Here is a 20685-nt window from a genome sequence, read left to right as displayed (position 1 = left end):
CCGGGAACACCTACCCTGCCCCTAACGTCAACCTGTCAACTACCTAATTCCCCCCCTTTTATACGCGGGTAGTACCCAACCACCCGGTTCCAAAAGATGCCGCGTGTAAGTATCCCTAAGAATACTTTTGGAGTACCGGGTACTCGTGTTTGGGCTTCGGAGGGCCCGTAGTTTGGACACACCGGCGGGCTATGCAGCGGCTCCTGGAACACCTAACTCCCAGGAGATGCACCTTGAGACCCCTCGCTACTACCGGACACCCGGAAAAGACACTCGGAGCCGCCGATAGCGCTGCCTGCAGCGTCTGTTCTACGCCGGCCGGGCCCTTGGAGCGGAAGGGACATCCCCGGGCCAATAACAGCATTTCACTTACGACAGGGGAAACGCGATGACTCAGTTATCAACAGGGACCAAAGACCGGGCTGCTCACGCCGCCGCGGGGCTAACCTCATGCCGTACTTTGTCAAGCCGATGAGCGTCTTCATGTCGGCGGAGGCCGCACAGGCGGCGCTCCACCTGGCGGGACGATTCCTGCTCATGGTCTCGATGACGTTGTTTCTGTCCTACGTGCTCTTCATGATCGGCGCCGTTGTGGTGTCAGGCCTTCTGAGCGCGTCTCGCTCCGTCCGCCGGCGCCTCGCGCACAACCGGCCGGCCGCGTCGGGCGCTCCGCAGTCCGCGACGCCGATGTGGCAGGTCGACTCAACGGCCGACCGCAATGGAGCACGGGCGTAGGGAACAAAGACCATGATGATTCTGTACGATCAGCGCATCGACTTCGTCCTGACCCTGGCCGTGAGCCTGGTGCTCCTGTCGGTTCTGTACGGTGTGCTGATGCTCGTGCTGTCCCGGTTCGAACCGGTGTACGCGCGACGTCGAGCGGTGACCTTCCCAGCAACCGCGGCCGAGAAAGCCGTCATCTTCGTGGTGCCCTGCCTCAACGAGGAGCGGGTCCTCGCCGCCAATCTCGATCGGCTCGTGGAGATGGACTACCCGCGGATGCAGGTCCTGGTGATCGATGACGGTTCTGACGACGGCACAGCGGCCATCGTGCAAGCCCACCCCGATCCCCGGGTCAGCCTGCTGCAACGACGACTGCCGACCGCCCGCCAGGGTAAGGGCGAAGCGCTTAACGCGGCGATCCGGCACATCCGCTCCGGGGCGCTTGGCGCCTACACCGACCCCTCGGATGTCGTCGTCTGCGTCGTGGACGCCGACGGGAGGATGGAGCCGCAGGCGCTGGACGAGGTGATTCCGCTCTTCGTCGATCCCCGGCTGGGTGCCGTCCAGATCGGCGTCCGGATTAACAACAGCCACCAGAACCTGCTGGCACGGATGCAGGATATCGAGTTCGTGCTCTACACCGAGGTCTTCCAACGCGCTCGCCGGCACCTGGGGAGCGTGGGGCTGGGTGGCAACGGGCAGTTCGTGAGGCTCTCGGCCCTCATCAGCCTCGGCCCCGCACCCTGGTCCAGGAGCCTCGCCGAGGACCTCGACCTCGGCGTGCGGCTGCTGATCAGGGGGTGGAATATCGAGTTCTGCTCCACCTCGGCCGTGCACCAGCAAGGTCTCGTGGACGTCCGGCGCTGGGTCAAACAACGGACCAGGTGGTTCCAGGGGCACCTGCAGGCTTGGACTCTGGTCCCCTGGGTGCTGCGGGACCTAACGGGCGCGCGCCGCGTGGACCTGCTCTACCACCTGACCAGCCCTTACCTCCTCCTGCTCGCCTCCTTCCTCAGCGCCGGCTTCCTGCTGTGGATCGTCAGCATCGGCATCGGCGTCTTCGCGGGGTCCCTAGACTTCTCGTGGGTGTGGGTCTCGGCATACGCCGTGGCGTTCGGACCCGCGCTAATGTTTGGAGCCGTCTACTGGCGCCTCGAACGCGATCACAGCTTCGGGCCGCTGACCGCCCTCGTGGTCCTGCACGCCTACGTCGGCTACGCCGTCCTCTGGTACGTCGCCGGGTGGAAGGCTGCTTTCCGCTCCCTCACGGGGCGGAACTCCTGGGCGAAGACGGATCGGACCGCGGACGACCAGGACTCGGCCCCAGGGGAGCTGGACAACCCGTTGACGGCACCGGCATGAGGACAGACCTGTTGATTGGGGCCACGATCCTGCTCATGGTTTGCATCGCTGCCGCCATGGGTCTTGGCCAGCGTCACACCGGTCCTTGGTCGGACGGGGAGGTCATCGGACGGTGGACCTTGATGTACAACGGTTACGGCGAGGCCTCGGGCAATGACGACGAGGTCGTTCTCCATCCCAAGTCAGCCGCATCCACGGACATCACCCACGGCGGTCTCGTGCACACCACCCGCTCCTACATGGACCCCACGTTCGAGGTGACGGTGCACACCGAGGCCCAGGTGCGGGACGGCCCGCCCAATGACTGGGAGGTGGGCTGGGTGCTGTGGAACCTCCGCGATGACGAGCACTTCTACGCCGTGGCGCTCAAGCCCAACGGGTGGGAAATCTCCAAGCAGGACCCCGCCTACCCCGGCAACCAGCGGTTCATCGCCACCGGCGAGGAACCGCAGTTCCCCATCGGCCAGGACTACCGCGTGCGCGTGGAGCACGACTGGCCCCGCATGACGGTGAGCGTCGACGGGCGGGAGCTCGCGACCATCACCGACGACGAAAGAGCGTACCGCGGCGGAACTATCGGCCTGTACACCGAGGACGCGAGAGTCCGCTTTACCGACCTGAACATCCTCGACGCCGCCTCCGACTGAGCAGGGCCTTCGGGCTCCCACCGGCCCCCAACGCACCAGGAGCAATCCCATGTCTCACTCATTCCGCAGGACGCCCGTTTCCGTCATGGCGATCTACGGCACACGGCCTGAAGCCATCAAGATGGCACCTCTCGTGATCGCGCTGCGTGACGACCCGCGCTTCGAGGTGCACGTGGTCGTCACGGGCCAGCACCGCGAGATGCTGGACCAGGTCAATCAGTCCTTCGGCATCGTCCCGGACCAGGACCTGAACATCCATGCCGCCGGTCAGACGCTGACCGAGATCACGATACGGACGCTCCAGGGACTGGCGCAGGTCTTCGAGAAGGACCGACCCGACGCGGTCCTGGTGCAGGGCGACACAACGACCACCTTCGCCGCGTCCCTGGCGGCCTTCTACGCCGGCGTCACGGTGGTGCACACCGAGGCGGGACTGCGGACGGGCAACAAGTACTCGCCCTATCCCGAGGAGATCAACCGTCGCCTCACCGGTCAGATGGCATCCCTCCACCTGGCGCCGACCTGGGCCGCGCGGGATAATCTGCTGCACGAGAACGTCGCTCCTGACACGATCGTGGTAACGGGCAACTCTGTCATTGACGCCCTGTTTATCACCGTCGCCTCCTGCCCGAGGATCGAGGACCCCGCATTGAGTGCGCGTCTGGCGACCGGACGTCCGATGGTGCTCGTGACGGCACACCGCCGCGAGTCCTGGGGCGAACCGCTGCGCCAGGTCGGCCGGGCGATTGCCCGATTGGCCGCAGCGCACCCTGATCACGACTTCATCTTCCCCGCGCACCGCAATCCCCTGGTGCGTGAGGCGATCCTGCCTACGGTGCAGGACTGCCCCAACGTCCTCGTCACGGAACCGCTGCCTTATGCACAGTTCTGTGCGCTGCTGGAGCGCTCTTCGATCATCCTGACCGACAGCGGCGGCGTGCAGGAGGAGGGGCCCTCACTGGGCAAGCCTGTGCTGGTCATGCGGGACACCACCGAACGTCCGGAGGCCGTGGCGGTGGGCGCCGTGCAACTGGTCGGCACAAACGAGGAGACGATCGTCGACGCGGTGTCCACTCTCATCAAGGACGAACGAACCTACCAACGCATGGCGAGGGCGCTCAATCCCTACGGCGACGGCCACGCCGCCGAGCGGACAGTCCGGGCCCTGGCCCGCCACTACGGACACAACGACACCGTGCAGGAGTTCCGGGACTGGGCAACAGCTGTCCCCGTCGTCTGAAAGCCTCCGCACGCGGAATCCACGCCGACCAGCGAAGCCGTCACCCACACCCTCAAGGAAGAGCCATGGAGAATCAGTACCAGTTGTCCAGCAGAGGGCGCAGGGGGTGGGTAATTGGCCTGGTTTCCCTGACCCTGGTCGCCGCGGGCGTAGTCTTCGGCCTCACCGACGAAAGCCTCGTCGAGGGAGAGAACTCCCCACTCGCTCAGCGCTACACCACGGTGACGAACTCCGATGCCGGGGCATCGACGGTGAAGACCGCCACGTTCGCGCCGCGTTTCGGTCGACCGGGCGGGGCACGCACGCTGGTGCTCTACGACGGCACCGGTAACGCCCCGGAGGACGCCGAAATGTACGGCATTGCCGCTGGGAATCTGGCCACGCACTTCGGCGAAGCCGAGGTCGCGGCGGTGGGCGACTACACCGCGGACAGGATGCAGGACTTCGACGCCGTCGTCTACCTAGGGATGGACTCCGAGGCCATACCGCCAGAGGCATTCCTCACCGACGTCCGGGAGGGCACCGTGCCTGTGCTCTGGGCGGGCCAGAACATCGATGACCTCGTCGGATACGAGCCGGACTCGATCACGGAGTTTGTGTCCCGGTACGGCTGGAATCCCACCGCTCCTCTGGAGGTGGGCACCGGCCAGGTGAAAGCCGTGTCATACAAGGATCGTTCCGTGCGCCGCTACGCGCCTCACTCCGACACCGTCTACAGTCCGCGCATTGTGGAGGGTGGAAAGGCCAGGACCCTTGCGACCATTGTGTGCGGTGACCCGGAGCGCCCCAAGGCTTGTGACGTTGTCGGTGAATCACCGATGACGGGACCGGCCTGGGCCGTAAGCTCAGGCCACCTCACCTATCTGGCAGAGGTGCCTCTCAATGACATAGACCAGAACGACATCTACCTGATCTTCTCGGATCTGTTCTACGACCTGCTCGCGCCGGGAACGGAACCGGTGCGGCAAGCTGCTGTGCGCTTGGAGGATGTAGGCCCTGAAGCGGATCCCGACGATCTGCGGAATGTCGCCGACTATTTGCACGGTGCAGGGGTGCCGTTCCAGGTTGCAGTCGTGCCCGTGCACGTGGCCCGCACTCCGGACAAAGGGGGATGGTACGGGCGCAGCCTGCTCGATACCCCGCAGGTGGTCGAGGCACTGAAGTACATGCAGGCCCGGGGCGGAACCCTCATCCAGCACGGCACCAGCCACCAGTTCGGTGCCCTCGACAATCCGTACAGCGGCCGATCGGGCGAGGACTACGAGTTCTACCAGCACGGCTGCACGGACACCGCCCTGCCGCCCCACGAGTTCACGGAGTGCAAGATCGATTCCTACATCCGCAAGATCGGCCCGGTCGCGGAGGACAGTGTTGAGCGGCACGTCGCCCGGATCCAGCACGGCCGGCAGGTGATGATCGACGCCGGCCTGGGCGCACCGACGATCTTCGAGACTCCCCACTACTCGGCGTCCGTCAACGCTTATGCCGCGATGGCTGAAGTGTACGACGCACGATACGAAGGCTCCGACTACTACGCCGGCATGATCTCGGGTAAGGAGATCACCCCGGCGTCCTCCTACGGCCAGCACTTCCCGTACACCGTCCACGACATCTACGGCACCACGGTGTACCCCGAGAACCTCCAAAATATCACCGAGACGGAGCAGAACCACCACCCCATCCGGGGTCCGGAGTTCGTCATTGAACGGGCCGAGGCGCACCTGGTGGTCAGAGAGTCAACGGCCAGCTTCTACTTTCATCCCTACCTGGACCTGGACGCGCTCAAGCAGACAGTCACCGGCATCAAGAACCTCGGCTACACGTTCGTCCCGGTCGACGACCTGAAATGAGGACCGGGCGGCCGGGTGACTCGTTGAGCTGTTTCCGATGAAGACTCCTCGCCCCCAACACGCCCGGCTGGAGCACGCAACCGTCGCGCCGCTCGGGATCTCCCTCGACCCGACCACAGCGGGACTGTCCGTCCTGCGGGGAGGGTGCGAGCGAGAGCCACAGATCACAACGTGGCGCCTGTCACATCAAAGCGCTGACAAGAGCGCAAGGACGTCAGGCCGCGGCGGCCCCCACAGTTTTCTGCGCCCGTACTTGTGGGGGACAACTGAGGATCAACTCCATCCCCCATCCTGCGGACATTCACAATAATAAAATACTCAACCGTAACCACTTTTCCTTGTGTTGCTATGAGTTTTCATCCGCACAGGCAGGTGTAGGAATGCAAAGCATCTACGGAAGGGTGTATTTGCGGTTTCGACCCGAGGTTGTGTGGCTGGCAGGCTGGCTCCGTTGGCCCGTCCGGGGGGATGGGTCAGCTGGTCCGTCGAGGGGACGAACCGCCGCCTGGGGGAACGAGCATGCTGTGGCCGACGCCTTTTCCGAACGACGACCTCCGCGCCGCCGCGGGCCGGAGTGGACCGGCAGCACCATGGCGCCGCCGGTGTTCTTCGACCCTACGGGCAAGCGCTGATACCGCATCCTGGCCACGGTCGTCGTCCTCGTGGTCCCAGCAGCGGGGTTGATCGCCTGGCTCGTGCCGCAGGCCCTCGCCCAGACCTGGGAGCAGCCGCTCCACCCGGAGACGAGCTATCCCCGGGAGCTCCTCGCGACCGGCGATCCGCAGAACATTCCGCTGCTGGGCGACTCGTCGCACCCGTTGAGCCGGATCGCCCTGGTGGGCGAGCGGAACGGCGAGCCGGTGCTCGCGGACCCGTTCAGCGACGAGGTCTTCCGGACGCTGACCGAGGAGGAGACCGCAACCGTCGGGGACAGCCCCTCTGTGATGGAGCGCTTCGGGGAACTGCCGGAGAAGCAGTTCATGTTGACCTTTGACGACGGTCCCGATGCGACCTTCACTCCCGATATCCTCGACGTGCTCTCCGCCGAGGGAGTGCCGGCGACGTTCTTCAACATCGGCACCAACGTCGTCGCCCAGCCCGAGCTGTTCCGCCGGAACATCCGTGAGGGGCACACGGTGGTCAACACACCATGATCCACACGACGGTGTGGAACGACGCGCTGCGCAGCCACGAGGAGCTGATCGGCACCGACCGGGCCATGCGCTCGGTCGGCAACTATGCGACGCCCCTGTTCCGCCTGCCCACCGGGACACCGACAACAAGTCCCTGCCCATCCTGGAGGCCCAGCAGCTGGGCTACCTGCACGTGGACTTCGACCTCGACACCCAGGACTGGGCCGCGGCGCCGGGTGGCAATCATCGGTTGACTGCGGCCGCCCCGCAGGTCCGCGATGTGATTATTAGCCCCGCGAGCGGCCCGGGGGCGTCCAAGTCCGAACAACACGTGCAGCTGATCCGGGCGCTGGCAGATGCAGGCATCCAGGTGCTGGGTTACGTCTTAAGCGGGTGGGGCGATCGGGACCAGGCGGCAGTTTTTCAGGACATAGACCACTGGCGTGTTGGTACGGCTTGGAGAACATTTCCTGGACGAGGCTGCATCGGTTTCTGACGAACTCAGCGTCTATGAGGACTACGTTGCCGCGGTCCACAAGTCCGGGGGGGGGGGGATCGCGGTCCTTAACCCTGGGCCAATCCCCGACCGTGGCTACTTCGAGTTCGCCGACGCGGTTGTGACGTTTGAGGATCCATTTGGCGCCTACCTGGAGAGCAGGGAACCGCCGGACTGGCTTCGGGCGGAAACCCGCTCGGAGGTGTGGCACATCGTTAGCGACGTTCCGTCGGACCGGCTCGGCGACGTGCTGGACCGCGCCCGCCTGCACGGGGCAAACGAAATTTACGTCATCGATGACGTGGAGCCGAACCCCTACGACGCGCTTCCGACTTACTGGTCAGAAAAGCGGGATGCGGTCGAGGAATATGGCGGGCTGCAGAATACCGCAGGTGCCCGGACCAACTACGGCCGCCGCCGGGCCACCGACGCTTTGCGGGCGGTCCGCAGCATATCCACCGTGAGGACCAGCAACGCCACCCAGACCACGCCAAACCCGATCCAGCGGTCAAGGGTCATCGCTTCGCGGAAAACCACGAGGGCGATGATGAACTGGAGCAGGGGGGCGAAATACTGGAGCAGCCCGATGGTGGTCATGGGGAGCCGTCGGGCCGAAGCGCCGAAGAACAGTAAGGGAACGGCAGTGATCACACCGGAGGCCAGCAGCAGCCAGAAGTGGCCTGGGCCCTGCGTGGTCAGCGTGGCGGTTCCGGTTGCGGCAAGGTAAATCATCGTAGCGGCCGCAAACGGGGCCAGCACCATGGTCTCCACGCTGAGGCTCGTGGCGGCATCCACCTTGGGGCCAACGCGCTTCTTGACGAAGCCGTAGAGGCCAAAGCTGAAGGCAAGGGTCAAGGCGATCCACGGCAGCTTGCCGTAGGAGTACGTGAGGACGCCCACCGCAACGAACCCGATGGCCACTGCCGCCCACTGGAGCGGGCGGAGCTTCTCCTTCAGCACAAAGACGCCCAGTAAGACGGAGACCAGGGGATTGATGAAATAGCCGAGGGACGCCTCCACGGCCTGGCCGGTGGTCACGCCGTAGGTATACGTCAGCCAGTTGACAGCGATCAGGAAGGCGGCCAGGGCCAGGGAACCAAAGACAGCACGGTCCCGGAGGGCGCGGCCCAGGGTGGACCACGAGCGGGTAACGGTGATGAGGAGCGCGCAGAACAGCAGCGACCACACCACACGGTTTGCCACAATTTCGACGGCGCCCGCCGGCATCAGGACGAAGAAGTACAGGGGGAGCAGCCCCCACAGCCCGTAGGCCCCGATGCCAAAGAGGACTCCCGCCGTCGTCTCCTTGTCCACCGCCTTGGGCGGTGCCCCCTTGGTGCCTGCCGCCGCCGCAGCCTGCGTTGCCGTTTCTGGCAGCGAGGGCGACGCCGAAGGAGATGCCTGGGCAGGGACGCGGGCAGTGGAAGGGGATCCATCGGGAGAAGGCACGACATCCATAACATCATTCCCAGGGCAGGTATTCCGGCAAATAGTCAGTAGGCTTGCTTTTATGATATTTGCCGATCGGCCAGAGGCCACCTGATGAGGCTCCGCCGCAGCAACGCCTCGGGGCGCGGTTACCGCCGGGTCGCCGCAGGCAAGGGCTTCAGCTACCGGGACCTCGATGGTTCAACGCTGCCGCAGGGCGATGTCCGGGAGCGTCTGGAGAGCATTGGCATCCCGCCCGCCTGGACCGACGTGTGGATCGCTCCGTTTGAAAACGGCCATATCCAGGCCACCGGGGTGGATGCAGTGGGCCGGCGGCAGTACATTTACCATCCCGAATGGCGGGAACGTAAGGACCGCGTGAAGTTCGACCGGGCCCTGCAGCTGGCTGAATCGCTGCCCGCCGCCCGCCGGCGGGTCACCATGGACCTGCGCGGCGAAGGCTTCTCCCGGGACCGCGTCCTCGCCGGGGCGTTCAGGATGCTGGACAGCGGCTCGCTGCGCGTTGGGTCCGAGCGGTACACCAACGAAAACGGCAGCCATGGGCTCGCCACCCTCCTTTGCGCCCACGTCCAGGTGCGCAAGGACAGGATCCTCCTGAGGTTTCCGGCCAAGAGCGGCAAGGACTGGGAATCGGAAATCCGCGACGCCGACCTCGCCGCCCTCCTGCGCCTGCTCAAGCGCCGCGGCCCCAACGCCAGGCTCATGGCCTACAAGGAGGGGCGGCACTGGCGCCCGGTCACCAGCGCCGACATCAATGCCTACGTCAAGGAGCGGACCGGCTCGGACTTCACCGCCAAGGACTTCCGCACACTGCGGGGCACTGTGGCAGCTGCCGCCAGCCTGGCCCGGACCGGCGCCCAGCGGACGGCGGCCAAACGCAAGAGGGCCATCAGCCGGGCAATGATGGAAGCGTCCGAGGTGCTGGGCAACACGCCGTCGATCGCCCGCAAGAGCTACGTGGACCCGCGTGTCCTGGACCACTACCACGAGGGCGAAACCATCGACCCCAAGCGGCCCGACTCGGCCGAATCGGAGCTGCGGGCGCTGCTCTACCGCGAAGGCAACGTTGTCCCGCTGGAGAAAAGCGGTTAGTGCACTGGTTTCGGGCAGCAGTGCGCCGCGGAAACGGCCAATTAGAATAAGTGATTGTGCGCTGCTCCTGCCGCGCAATGTCATCGGTCAGAAGGGTCCCAGGTGTCCAACCACGGCGAAACCACCCCCGCACGTCCCCTCCGCGTAGCGATTGTGGGCGCGGGACCGGCCGGCGTCTACGCTGCGGACATCCTCACCAAGTCCAGGGGCGTGGCGGACGGCGACTTCGAGGTCAGCATCGACCTCTTCGAGGCCTACCCTGCGCCGTATGGGCTGATCCGCTACGGCGTGGCGCCGGACCACCCCCGGATCAAGGGGATCGTCAATGCCCTCCACAAGGTCCTGGACCGCGGCGACATCCGGTTCCTGGGCAATGTGACCTACGGCCGGGACCTCACCCTGCACGATTTCCGCGCCTTCTACGACGCCGTCATCTTCTCCACCGGCGCCATCAAGGACGCAGACCTGAACATCCCCGGCATCGACCTGCAGGGCTCCTTCGGCGGGGCCGACTTCGTTTCCTGGTACGACGGCCACCCCGATGTTCCCCGTGAGTGGCCGCTGGAGGCCAAAGAAATCGCCGTCATCGGTAATGGCAACGTGGCCCTGGACGTGGCCCGGATGCTGGTGAAGCACCCGGAGGAACTGCTAACCACAGAGATCCCGGACAACGTTTATCAGGGCCTGAAGGCCTCGCCGGTCACGGACGTGCACGTCTTCGGCCGCCGCGGCCCGGCCCAGGTGAAGTTCACGCCCTTGGAGCTGCGGGAGCTCAGCCACATGAATGACGTGGACATTGTGCTTTACCCGGAGGACTTCGAGTTTGATGAAGCCTCCGATGAGGCGATCCGCAGCAACAACCAGATCAAGACCATGGTGAACACGCTGACCAACTGGCTGGTGGAGGAGCACACCGAGTCCGAAAACCCCTCCTCGCGCCGCCTGCACCTGCACTTCCTGCACAGCCCGGTTGAGATTTACGACGACGGCGGGTTGGGCAAGGTGGGCGGGATCAAGTTTGAGCGCATGCAGCTTGACGGCACGGGCAACGCCAAGGGAACGGGTGAGTTCATCGACTATCCCGTGCAGGCGGTCTACCGTGCAATCGGTTATCACGGTTCGGCCCTGGACGAGCTGGAGTACGACGCCAAGCGCGGCGTCATCCCCAATGAGGGCGGCCGCGTGCTGGACGCCGAAGGCAAGCCCGTACCGGGGATCTACGCCACCGGCTGGATCAAGCGCGGACCCGTGGGCCTGATCGGCCACACCAAGGGCGACGCCCTGGAAACCATTGGCTTCCTGCTCGAGGACCGACTCACCCTGCCGCCCGCCCGGAACCCTGACCCGCAGGCCATCATCAACCTGCTGGAAGAGCGCGGAATCGAATACACCACCTGGGAAGGCTGGAACAAGCTCGATGCCCACGAAGCAGGCCTGGGTGCAGCGTGGACCGGGCCGGAAGGCACGGACCACGTGGTGCGCGAACGGATCAAGGTGGTGCCGCGCGAGGAGATGATCCGTATATCCCGCGGAACCCGCAGCAACTAGCCGTCTGAGGAGTAACCCCGGGGGTTTGTCTGCTGCCAACGCCAGTGGTCTTGGCACATCTGGCTGAGGTCCCGGTGGGCGGCCCAGCTCAAGTCCGCGAGGGCAGCAGACGGATCAGCGTAGCTGACCGCGGAGTCTCCCGGGCGCCGTCCCGTAATTTCGTAGGGGATGGGACGGCCCACCGCAGCACCAAAGGCCTCGATAACCTCCAGAACGGAGGAGCCCCTGCCGGTGCCAAGGTTCCACCGGAACACCCCTTTCCGGTCCGCCAGGTACCCCAGCGCCGCCAGGTGACCGGCCGCCAGGTCCATCACATGAATATAGTCGCGGACGCCAGTGCCGTCAGCCGTTGCGTAGTCGTTGCCGAAGACCATGACCTTTTCCCGGCGGCCCACAGCAACCTGGGCGACAAAGGGCAGTAGGTTATTGGGAACCCCCACGGGGTCTTCACCTATCAGTCCGCTTTCGCGCGCGCCAACCGGGTTGAAGTACCGCACGGAAGCGATTGCAGAAAGCCCTATGACCTGGGCTATTTTGGCCCTTTGCCTTCGGCAGACGCCGTGGGACCGGCCTTGTACTGGCCGGATAGACTGTTGCAACATATGCTCCGGCGGGGTGAACCAGTGCCCGCGGGAAGTACGACGGGGAGTTCGATGGGGAACCTGGCTCAGGACGACGGCGGCTTGCCGTTGCAGCGCGCTGCCCTGGCGGCCCATGAACAGCTCGACGGCGGCGGCTTTTCTGATACCCCCGGCGCGCTGCGGAAACTCATCAGGGAGTCCTGGCAACGGTCCGCCAGCTTCAAAGCGAATCCGGACAACCCTGCCGCACCGCTGGCCATTGACCGGGACGAGCTTGAGGACTACCGCCGGCAGCACCCGCTGGCCACCATCATGCCGGTCATCAACAAGCTCCTGGTCCAGCCCAGCCACGACAGCGGCCTGCTGGTGGCAGTAGGGGATGAGGTGGGACGGCTGCTCTGGGTGGAGGGTGACCCCGCGCTGCAGAGGAGGGCTGAGGGCATGATGTTCGTGCCCGGCGCCGACTGGTCCGAAGCCACCGTTGGCACCAGTGCGCCGGGTACTGCCCTCGCCCTGGGCCGCGGCATCCAGATCGCCGGTGCGGAGCACTACCAGCGGGCCGTCCACGCCTGGAGCTGTACTGCCGTCCCGTTCCACGACCCGGACTCCGGGGCGGTGCTGGGGGTCGTGGACATCACCGGCAAGGCCACCGCAGTGGCGCCCCACACGCTGTCCCTCGTGGAGGCAACCGTGGCCGCGGCCCAGGCACAACTGCGCGTCGAGCGCCTGCAGCATGCCGCCCAGCTCGCCACCAGGCCGGCACGACGGCGTTCGCAGAGTACCCCCTCCCGCTCACCGGACGAAACCACCAGGGACGGCAGCCTCTACCGGAACAGCATGCAACTGCTGGGCCGCGACCAGGCCCTGCTGAGCCTGCGCGGCAGGACCGTTGCGCTGTCTGCCCGGCACAGTGAAATCCTGGCGCTGCTGAGCACCCACCCCGACGGGCTCAGCGCCGAGGAGCTCAGCCTCCTGCTTTATCCCGGAGACGGTTCCACCATCACGCTGAGGGCGGAGATGGTGCGCCTGCGCAAAGTCCTTCAGCAACTCGCCCCGGACGCCGTACCGAATTCCCGCCCTTACCGCCTTCCCCTGGACCTGGTGCCGGACAGTGCCCAGGTGCTGAGCTGCCTGCAGCGCGGTGCCCACCGGATCGCCCTGGAAATCTACCGCGGCGCCGTGCTTCCCCGGTCCGAGGCGCCGGGCGTCATCGAGCTGCGGAACAAGGTGTCCTCGCTGCTGCGGGAAGCAGTCATGACAGACGGCAGCGCCGAGTCGCTGCTCAGGTACGCGGAGCTTCCGGAGGCAAGGAACGACGTCGGCGTCCGCCGTGCCGCGCTCCGCCTCCTTCCGGCCCGCTCGCCCAGGCGCGCCGCCGTCGTCGCGGACCTGGAACGGCTGGAAGTCGAACTGCGCGCCTAAGGTGCAACCTTGCTGCAACCTTCCCGCTCCTACGCTGGCTCCATCGGCGAAAGCCTGATCTGCACAGCAAAGGAGCTAGCAATGACTGTTTATGCACAGCCCGGAACCGAGGGCTCGAAGGTCACGTTCAAGGACCGCTACGAGAACTGGATCGGCGGGGAATGGGTGGCCCCGGTGAAGGGCCAGTACTTCGAGAACATCACGCCGGTGACGGGCAAAGCCTTCTGTGAAGTGGCCCGCGGCACGGCCGAGGACATTGAGCTGGCGCTGGATGCAGCTCACAAGGTTGCACCGTCGTGGGTCAAAACGTCCGTGGCCGAGCGCGCCGCAATTTTGAACAAGATTGCCGACCGGATCGACGAGAACCTGGAAATGCTGGCGGTGGCCGAGTCCTGGGACAACGGCAAGCCCATCCGCGAGACCCTGAACGCTGACCTTCCGCTCGCGGCCGACCACTTCCGCTACTTTGCCTCGGCCGTCCGCGCCCAGGAGGGCAGGCTGTCACAGCTCGACGACGACACCACCGCCTACCACTTCCACGAACCGCTCGGCGTCGTAGGCCAAATCATCCCCTGGAACTTCCCGATCCTGATGGCCGTGTGGAAGCTGGCCCCGGCGCTCGCCGCCGGCAACGCCGTGGTGCTCAAGCCGGCCGAGCAGACGCCGTCGTCCATCCTGGTCCTGATGGAACTCATCGGCGACCTGTTGCCGGCAGGCGTCATCAACGTGGTCAACGGGTTCGGCGTGGAAGCGGGCAAGCCGCTGGCCTCCAGCCCCCGGATCCGCAAGATTGCGTTCACCGGCGAAACGACTACCGGCCGCCTCATCAGCCAGTACGCCAGCCAGAACCTCATTCCTGTCACCCTGGAGCTGGGCGGCAAGAGCCCGAACATCTTCTTCAACGACGTCGCCCAGGACAACGACGCGTTCTACGACAAGGCGCAGGAGGGCTTCGCACTGTTCGCCTTCAACCAGGGCGAAGTGTGCACCTGCCCCTCGCGTGCGCTGGTGCAGGAGGACATCTACGACTCGTTTATGGCCGACGCCATCGCCCGGGTGGAAAAGATGGTCCAGGGCAACCCGCTGGACACCGAAACGCAGGTGGGTGCCCAGGCCTCGAATGACCAGCTGGAAAAGATCCTCTCCTACATCGATATCGGCAAGCAGGAGGGCGCCAAGGTCCTCACCGGAGGCGGCCGCGCCGAGCTCCCGGGCGACTTGGCCGGCGGCTACTACGTCCAGCCGACGGTCTTCGAAGGCCACAACAAGATGCGGATCTTCCAGGAGGAGATTTTCGGCCCGGTGGTCGCGGTGACGAAATTCAGCGATTACAGCGACGCCATGGGCCTGGCTAACGACACCCTTTACGGGCTGGGTGCGGGTGTCTGGTCCCGCAACGGCAACGTTGCCTACCGCGCCGGCCGCGAGATCCAGGCCGGGCGCGTATGGGTCAACAACTACCACGCCTACCCGGCCGGGGCCGCGTTCGGCGGGTACAAGTCCTCAGGCATCGGACGTGAGAACCACGCGATGATGCTGGACCACTACCAGCAGACCAAGAACCTGCTGGTCAGCTACAACGAAAACAAGCTGGGCTTCTTCTAGGCCATGGTTCCCGGAAGCGTAATCGACGCCGCGGTGACGCTGCCCGGGGAGGACTTCTCCCGGGTGGCGCTCACGCCGGCGGCCGCGGAACTGCTGCGGAAGCTCTGGCTTCAGCACGGGCCGCTGATGTTCCACCAGTCCGGCGGGTGCTGCGACGGGTCCTCGCCCATGTGTTACCCGAAGGGCGAGTTCCTCACCGGTGACGCCGACGTCCTGCTGGGCCTGTTCGATGTCTCTGATGGCCTGGAACCCCGGCCGCTGGAGTTCTGGATGTCCCGGGAGCAGTTCAACTACTGGAGCCACACGCACCTGACCGTTGACGTGGTGCCTGGCCGGGGCAGCGGCTTCTCGGTGGAAGCGCCCGAAGGCAAAAGGTTCCTGATCCGGTCCACCCTGATGGACTGGCCTGCCTGACTATTCGAACTGTAAGCGCTTGAGGCCCTCCAGACGGGGGGCCTCAAGCGCTTCTGCAGAACAAGATTCGGCGAGAAGGCCGTCTCACCATTCGGAACAATTGGGACCGTCCAGTGGATGGACCTATCGTTGATAGGTCTGTTTCCATCAGAAATCAGGATTGTGATCCCCCTATGAACCTTCTCCGGACCAAATCTATCGAGCAGTCCATGGCTGACGCCGATGAACCCGGACGCAAGCTCAAGCGCTCCCTCAGCACCTGGGACCTCATGATCATGGGCGTCGCCGTGGCAGTGGGCGCCGGCATCTTCTCGGTGGGCGCCAAGGCAGCAGCCAACTTTTCCGGCCCTGCAGTCACGCTGTCCTTCGCGATCGCCGCCATCACCTGCGCCCTTGCCATCATGTGCTACGCCGAGTTTGCCACCGCCATCCCCGTGGCAGGCTCCGCCTACGTCTTCACCTACGCCACGATGGGCGAACTCCTTGCCTGGATCATCGGCTGGAACCTGATCCTCGAGCTCTTCACTGCCGCGGCGGTCATCGCCAAGTACTGGGGCATCTACCTCAGCAAAGTCTTCGCCCTGATGGGCGCGGACATCCCCGCTGCCCTCTCCGTCGGTGGCGTGGACCTCTACTGGGGCGCGTTCCTGATCGTTGCCGTGTTTACGGTGCTGCTGGTGCTGGGCACCAAGCTGTCCGCCCGCGTGGGCAACATCTTCACCCTGATCAAGATCGGCGTGGTCCTCTTTGTGATCGTCGTGGGCTTCACCTACGTGAAGTTCGAGAACTACAGCCCGTTCATCCCGGCAGCTGAGCCCACCGGCGGCACCGGCACAGCCGATGTCCTGAAGCAGTCGTTCTTCGGCTTCCTCACCGGAGCGGCCCCGGCCCAGTACGGCACCCTCGGCATCTTTGCCGGCGCCGCACTCGTGTTCTTCGCCTTCATCGGCTTCGACGTGGTGGCCACCTCTGCGGAGGAAGTCAAGAACCCGCAGAAGACCCTGCCGCGCGGTATCTTCGGTGGTCTTGCACTGGTGACGCTGCTGTACATCCTGGTTTCCCTGGCCCTGACCGGAATGGTGTCCTACACCCAGCTGGCCGAGGCGGAAAGCCCCACGCTTACCACCGCCTTCGAAGCAGTGGGTGACACGTCCGCAGCCAAGGTCATTGCCTTCGGTTCCCTGGTGGGCCTGACCACCGTAATCATGGTCCTCCTCATGGGCCTGTCCCGTGTGGTCCTTGCCATGAGCCGCGATGGCCTCCTGCCGCGTGCACTGTCCAAAACCAGCGAGAAGCGGTCCACCCCGGTGCGGCTCCAGATCATCTGCGGTGCCGCTGTTGCGCTGGTAGCCGGCCTGACCAACGTGGACCTTCTTGAGGAAATGATCAACATCGGCACGCTGTCCGCGTTTGTGGTGGTGAGCCTTGGCATCCTCGTGCTGCGCAAGAAGCGTCCGGACCTGAAGCCTGCCTTCCGCGTCCCGTTCGGCAAGGTCCTGCCGATTGTTTCCGCCGTGCTGTGCCTCTACCTGATGACCAACCTGGCCGTTGAAACCTGGATCTTCTTTGCCATCTGGCTGGCGATTGGCCTTGCCATCTACTTCGCTTACGGCCAGCGCCATTCTCGGCTGAACGAGCGGTTCAGTGAGGCCAACACCGCCGTCAATGGCGCCTCCCTTGTAGCCGGCAAGGACGACGAGGACGAACTGACCCGCGCCTGACACCGCCCGAACTGCAACACCGGCAACACAAACCGTCCGCTGATCCCTGATCAGCGGGCGGTTTTGCTTTGCCCCGCCCCAAGGTGGCCTGAATTACACGTGCGGGCCGCCGGGCTTTGGAGTTCAATGAGTGGACCGAAGGCGGGCGGGGCCGAAAGCGCGTGGAAGGAGCGGACATGACGGAGACGACGATGGAGGCGGTGGCCAGGGCTTTCTCGAGCCACCGGTTTGAGGATGCAGTACCGCGGCTGGACGACGACATTGTCTGGGAGCTGGTGGGCGGCGAAGCCCTTGCCGGCAAGCTGGCGGTGGTGGATGTCTGCACGTCGCTGGCGCGGGATCTCAAGGACGTGCAGACCACCTTTGACCGGTTGAGGGTTATTGTCGCTTCGGCAAGCGTTGTGGTGGACAGTGTTGCCAGCTATTTCTCGGCCGATGGCAGCATCAGCCGGGTGGCGTCCTGCGACATCTACGACTTCGAGGACGGGCGGGTGGTCCGTATCCGCTCCTACAACATGGAGCTGGCACCGACCAGCTGAGGATCAAGGCGCGGCGTGCCGGCCCACCCAATCCACCAACGGCCGCAGCTCATCCCACAACGCTCCGATTTCCTGCACTGCTGCGGGATGGTCCAGCCAGGCGGGTTGTCCAAGGTCGGTGCTGGCCGCGAGGGACTTGTGCTTCAGCAGCTCGCCCCGGGGATGGTCCCGAGGGTACCCGCGCGGGACAGTTTTGAGCTGTTCCCCTTCCACCACAAAACCGGCAGCACTGACGGCGTCGATGATGTGCCGGAGTGACTCTCCTGTCCCGGACGCATCAACGGAGTTGCGGTACCTCACCAGCTGGGCAGGCGTGTAGGAGTGGTAGCCGCCGCCCACCAGCAGCCCGTCCGCGCTGACCTGCAGGTAATAGCCCATCCCTTCCTGGATGGATACAAAAGCACCCTGGGCCGTCTTGTAAGGCGATTTGTCATGGGCGAACCGGATGTCCCTGTTGGGCCGGAAAATGCGGCCCGGGCCAAACCGTGGCTCCAGTTCCGCAAGCAAGAGAGTGATGGGTTCCCGGACCAGCTCCTGGTACCTGTCCTTATGCTCCAGCCACCAGTCACGGTTGTTGTTGTCCTGCAGCTCTTTGTAGAACTCAAAGGCGCCCGCGGGTATACCGTGGAAAGTTGTCATGCGTCGATCCTAGGGACGGCTGCCGGCGGCGGCCATGGGCCAGTCGCCTATGTGGAAAGTGCCGCCTATGTGGAAAAGCAAAAACCACCCCGCCACGGAAACCGTGACGGGGCGGTCTTCAACAGCTCAAGAAGCAGCTGGATCAGCCGATCTTGTTGGCCGCCTCTGCATCCGAGGACGGAGCCGAGCCAAAGCCTGCGGCGCCAACAGCGACCGCGCCAAGGTTGGCGCGCAGCTTGGCGCCAAGTTCGGCGTCAACGTTGGTCCAGTACTGGATGGCACGTTCCTTGATGCCGGGGCTCTTGACGCCGCCCACTGCGCCGGTGATGGTCTCGAGCAGGCGGGCCTTGGCGCCGTCGTCGTAAACCTCGCGGTACAGGGTGCCGGCCTGGATGAAGTCGCTGTCCTCGGTGTGGAGGGAGTGTGCGGCGAGGGTCAGCTCGCCGTCGTTCTCCCAGCCGCCGGCCGGGTTCTGCGGCTCAACTGCAGCCGGGCCGCCAACGGAGTTGGGGGCGTAGACCGGGACGGAGGGGGCGTTGAAGTGGTAACGCCCGGCGCCGTCCTGGCTGTAGTTGTTGACCTGGTTCTTCGGCTGGTTCACCGGGATCTGGGCGTGGTTGGTGCCCACGCGGTAACGGTGCGCGTCAGCGTAGGAGAAGATGCGGGCCTGCAGCATCTTGTCCGGGGAAGCGGCGATGCCCGGCACGAAGTTCGACGGCGCGAAGGTGGCCTGCTCGATCTGTGCGAAGTAGTTCTCCGGGTTCCGGTTCAGCTCCATGGTGCCCACCTTGATCAGCGGGTAGTCGCCGTGCGGCCACACCTTGGTCAGGTCGAACGGGTTGAAGCGGTAGGTCTTGGCGTCCTCGTACGGCATGACCTGCACGTGCAGGTCCCAGGACGGGAAGTTCCCGGCTTCGATGTTCTCGGACAGGTCTCGGATGTAGAAGTCAGCATCCGAGCCGGCCAGCTGCTCGGCCTGCTCGCTGCTCATGGAGTTCACGCCCTGGTTGGACTTGAAGTGGTACTTGACCCAGAAACGCTCGCCCTCGGCGTTGATCCACTGGTAGGTGTGTGAGCCGTAGCCCTGCATCTCACGCCAGGAGGAGGGCAGGCCGCGGTCGCCCATGAGCCAGGTGACCTGGTGTGCGGACTCGGGGGACAGGGTCCAGAAGTCCCACTGCATGTCGGCGTCGCGCAGGTGGGTGCCCGGCAGGCGCTTCTGCGAGTGGATGAAGTCCGGGAACTTGATGCCGTCGCGGATGAAGAACACCGGGGTGTTGTTGCCCACGAGGTCGTAGTTGCCCTCGGAGGTGTAGAACTTGACGGCGAACCCGCGGGGATCGCGCCAGGTGTCCGGGGAGCCGTTCTCGCCGGCCACGGAGGAGAAGCGGATCAGCATTTCGGTTTCGACGCCGGGCTGGAGGAAGGCTGCCTTCGTGTACTTGGACACGTCCTCGGTGGTCTTGAACGTACCGAATGCACCGCCGCCCTTGGCGTGCACTACGCGCTCCGGCACCCGCTCGCGGTTGAACTGGGCGAGCTTTTCCACCAGGTAGTGGTCAGTCAGGATGATCGCGCCGTCGGCACCGGTGGACTTCGAGTGCGCGTCGGACGTTACGGGGGCACCTGACTGGGTTGTTGAAATGGCAGTCATTGTTCTCCTATTTCTCTATTTCTTGTGACGAAGGATTGGAAGGAAGTTGTTGGGACTGCTGGCAGTCCTGGCAGATGCCCTGGTACATAACGTCGGCGATCTGGATGGTCATCGGCTTTGCGTTCTCGTCCCAGTGCGGCGTGAGGCAGGGGGCGTGGCCCACTGCGCAATCAACGTCTTCCACCCGGCCACAGCTGATGCAGATGGCGTGGTGGTGGTTGTCGCCTACACGGGTTTCGTAAAGCGCCGGGGAGTGCGGGGGTTCAAACCTGCGAAGCATGTGCAGGTCCGTCAGGTCCCCCAGTACCACGTAAACGGATTGTGCAGTCAGTTCAGGAAGCTCGGCTCGGGCTGCAGAAAGGATGCGTTCGGCAGGGGAATGGGGGTGGCGTTCGACGGCGGCCAAAACCGCCAGCCGCTGCTTTGTCACCCTGCGGCCATGGGCGCGCAGGGCGGCAGCCCATGCCTCGTGGCCGTCAAAGTGCTCTGTCATGACACCATTGAAACATCTATTATGAATATCTCACAATAAGGTCCGGCTAACCTCTCCGGAACCAGCAATCACATCCG

The 20685-nt window shown here is 64.8% G+C and carries 19 protein-coding genes and 2 pseudogenes; 15 read left to right on the top strand and 6 right to left on the bottom strand.

Annotated elements, in window-relative coordinates:
- Positions 1-450: 450 nt before the first annotated feature.
- The 6 genes from AC50X7_RS06295 (at position 451) to AC50X7_RS06270 (ending at position 6976) form a co-directional block, all read left to right on the top strand.
- Complete coding sequence (locus AC50X7_RS06295; RefSeq protein WP_494978188.1) at positions 451-735, top strand: hypothetical protein; 285 nt, start codon at positions 451-453, stop codon at positions 733-735.
- Positions 736-747: 12 nt separating this feature from the next.
- Positions 748-2085 (top strand): glycosyltransferase family 2 protein, encoded by a 1338-nt coding sequence (locus AC50X7_RS06290; RefSeq protein WP_494978187.1) that lies wholly within the window; start codon positions 748-750, stop codon positions 2083-2085.
- Positions 2082-2732 carry a calcium-binding protein gene (locus AC50X7_RS06285; protein ID WP_494978186.1) on the top strand — a complete coding sequence of 217 codons (651 nt, stop codon included), beginning with the start codon at positions 2082-2084 and terminating at the stop codon, positions 2730-2732. Before AC50X7_RS06290 ends, AC50X7_RS06285 begins: the two co-directional genes overlap by 4 nt.
- Before the next feature lie 49 nt (positions 2733-2781).
- A complete protein-coding gene (wecB, locus tag AC50X7_RS06280; RefSeq protein ID WP_494978185.1) occupies positions 2782-3972 on the top strand; it encodes a non-hydrolyzing UDP-N-acetylglucosamine 2-epimerase in 1191 nt (396 codons plus the stop codon).
- Between the two features lie 65 nt (positions 3973-4037).
- A complete protein-coding gene (locus tag AC50X7_RS06275) occupies positions 4038-5822 on the top strand; it encodes a DUF2334 domain-containing protein (protein ID WP_494978184.1) in 1785 nt (594 codons plus the stop codon).
- Between the two features lie 662 nt (positions 5823-6484).
- Positions 6485-6976, top strand: a complete 492-nt coding sequence (locus AC50X7_RS06270; protein ID WP_494978183.1) for a polysaccharide deacetylase family protein — start codon at positions 6485-6487, stop codon at positions 6974-6976.
- An 82-nt stretch (positions 6977-7058) separates the two neighbouring features.
- On the opposite strand, the gene AC50X7_RS06265 is transcribed toward AC50X7_RS06270, so the two are convergent.
- On the bottom strand, positions 7059-7202 hold the full coding sequence (locus AC50X7_RS06265) for a hypothetical protein (RefSeq protein ID WP_494978257.1): 144 nt from the start codon (positions 7200-7202) through the stop codon (positions 7059-7061).
- On the opposite strand from AC50X7_RS06265, the gene AC50X7_RS06260 reads away from it, so the two are divergent.
- Both AC50X7_RS06260 and AC50X7_RS06255 read left to right on the top strand, forming a co-directional pair.
- Positions 7149-7451: a spherulation-specific family 4 protein gene (locus tag AC50X7_RS06260; protein WP_494978182.1), complete on the top strand. Its 303-nt coding sequence runs from the start codon at positions 7149-7151 to the stop codon at positions 7449-7451. The genes AC50X7_RS06265 and AC50X7_RS06260 overlap by 54 nt on opposite strands.
- Positions 7399-7797 (top strand): annotated as a pseudogene (locus AC50X7_RS06255) (spherulation-specific family 4 protein); the annotation flags it as partial. The gene AC50X7_RS06260 and the pseudogene AC50X7_RS06255, both read left to right, overlap by 53 nt.
- A gap of 59 nt (positions 7798-7856) precedes the next feature.
- On the opposite strand, the gene rarD reads toward AC50X7_RS06255, so the two are convergent.
- Positions 7857-8909, bottom strand: coding sequence for an EamA family transporter RarD (gene rarD / locus AC50X7_RS06250; RefSeq protein WP_494978181.1), 1053 nt, complete (start codon positions 8907-8909; stop codon positions 7857-7859).
- Between the two features lie 84 nt (positions 8910-8993).
- Between rarD and AC50X7_RS06245 the strand changes: the two genes are divergently transcribed.
- Together AC50X7_RS06245 and AC50X7_RS06240 are read left to right on the top strand one after the other, a co-directional pair.
- Positions 8994-9992 carry a DNA topoisomerase IB gene (locus AC50X7_RS06245; protein WP_494978180.1) on the top strand — a complete coding sequence of 333 codons (999 nt, stop codon included), beginning with the start codon at positions 8994-8996 and terminating at the stop codon, positions 9990-9992.
- 102 nt (positions 9993-10094) lie between these two features.
- Positions 10095-11540 carry an FAD-dependent oxidoreductase gene (locus AC50X7_RS06240; RefSeq protein WP_307094268.1) on the top strand — a complete coding sequence of 482 codons (1446 nt, stop codon included), beginning with the start codon at positions 10095-10097 and terminating at the stop codon, positions 11538-11540.
- Here the strand turns inward: AC50X7_RS06240 and AC50X7_RS06235 are convergent.
- Positions 11537-12046 (bottom strand): annotated as a pseudogene (locus AC50X7_RS06235) (GDP-mannose 4,6-dehydratase); the annotation flags it as partial. The gene AC50X7_RS06240 and the pseudogene AC50X7_RS06235 sit on opposite strands and share 4 nt — an antisense overlap.
- A gap of 147 nt (positions 12047-12193) precedes the next feature.
- Here AC50X7_RS06235 and AC50X7_RS06230 point away from each other — a divergent pair.
- The 5 genes from AC50X7_RS06230 (at position 12194) to AC50X7_RS06210 (ending at position 17822) form a co-directional block, all read left to right on the top strand.
- Positions 12194-13543: a GAF domain-containing protein gene (locus AC50X7_RS06230; RefSeq protein WP_494978179.1), complete on the top strand. Its 1350-nt coding sequence runs from the start codon at positions 12194-12196 to the stop codon at positions 13541-13543.
- A gap of 81 nt (positions 13544-13624) precedes the next feature.
- Entirely contained in the window at positions 13625-15148 is a 1524-nt protein-coding gene (gene exaC / locus AC50X7_RS06225; RefSeq protein WP_494978178.1) for an acetaldehyde dehydrogenase ExaC, read from the top strand.
- 3 nt (positions 15149-15151) lie between these two features.
- Positions 15152-15562 (top strand): DUF779 domain-containing protein, encoded by a 411-nt coding sequence (locus AC50X7_RS06220; RefSeq protein WP_307094272.1) that lies wholly within the window; start codon positions 15152-15154, stop codon positions 15560-15562.
- Between the two features lie 173 nt (positions 15563-15735).
- Positions 15736-17283, top strand: coding sequence for an amino acid permease (locus tag AC50X7_RS06215; RefSeq protein ID WP_307094273.1), 1548 nt, complete (start codon positions 15736-15738; stop codon positions 17281-17283).
- 176 nt (positions 17284-17459) lie between these two features.
- Complete coding sequence (locus tag AC50X7_RS06210) at positions 17460-17822, top strand: nuclear transport factor 2 family protein (RefSeq protein WP_494978177.1); 363 nt, start codon at positions 17460-17462, stop codon at positions 17820-17822.
- A gap of 3 nt (positions 17823-17825) precedes the next feature.
- On the opposite strand, the gene AC50X7_RS06205 is transcribed toward AC50X7_RS06210, so the two are convergent.
- The 3 genes from AC50X7_RS06205 to AC50X7_RS06195 form a co-directional block, all read right to left on the bottom strand.
- On the bottom strand, positions 17826-18461 hold the full coding sequence (locus AC50X7_RS06205) for a DUF2461 domain-containing protein (RefSeq protein WP_494978176.1): 636 nt from the start codon (positions 18459-18461) through the stop codon (positions 17826-17828).
- A gap of 142 nt (positions 18462-18603) precedes the next feature.
- Positions 18604-20115: a catalase gene (locus AC50X7_RS06200; protein ID WP_494978175.1), complete on the bottom strand. Its 1512-nt coding sequence runs from the start codon at positions 20113-20115 to the stop codon at positions 18604-18606.
- Between the two features lie 7 nt (positions 20116-20122).
- Complete coding sequence (locus tag AC50X7_RS06195) at positions 20123-20608, bottom strand: Fur family transcriptional regulator (RefSeq protein WP_494978174.1); 486 nt, start codon at positions 20606-20608, stop codon at positions 20123-20125.
- Between the last annotated feature and the right edge of the window lie 77 nt (positions 20609-20685).

The organism is Pseudarthrobacter sp. Hb11 (genome assembly GCF_059383655.1).
The sequence above is the reverse complement of the archived record's forward strand: the minus strand, read 5'-3'. Positions and strand labels throughout refer to the sequence as shown.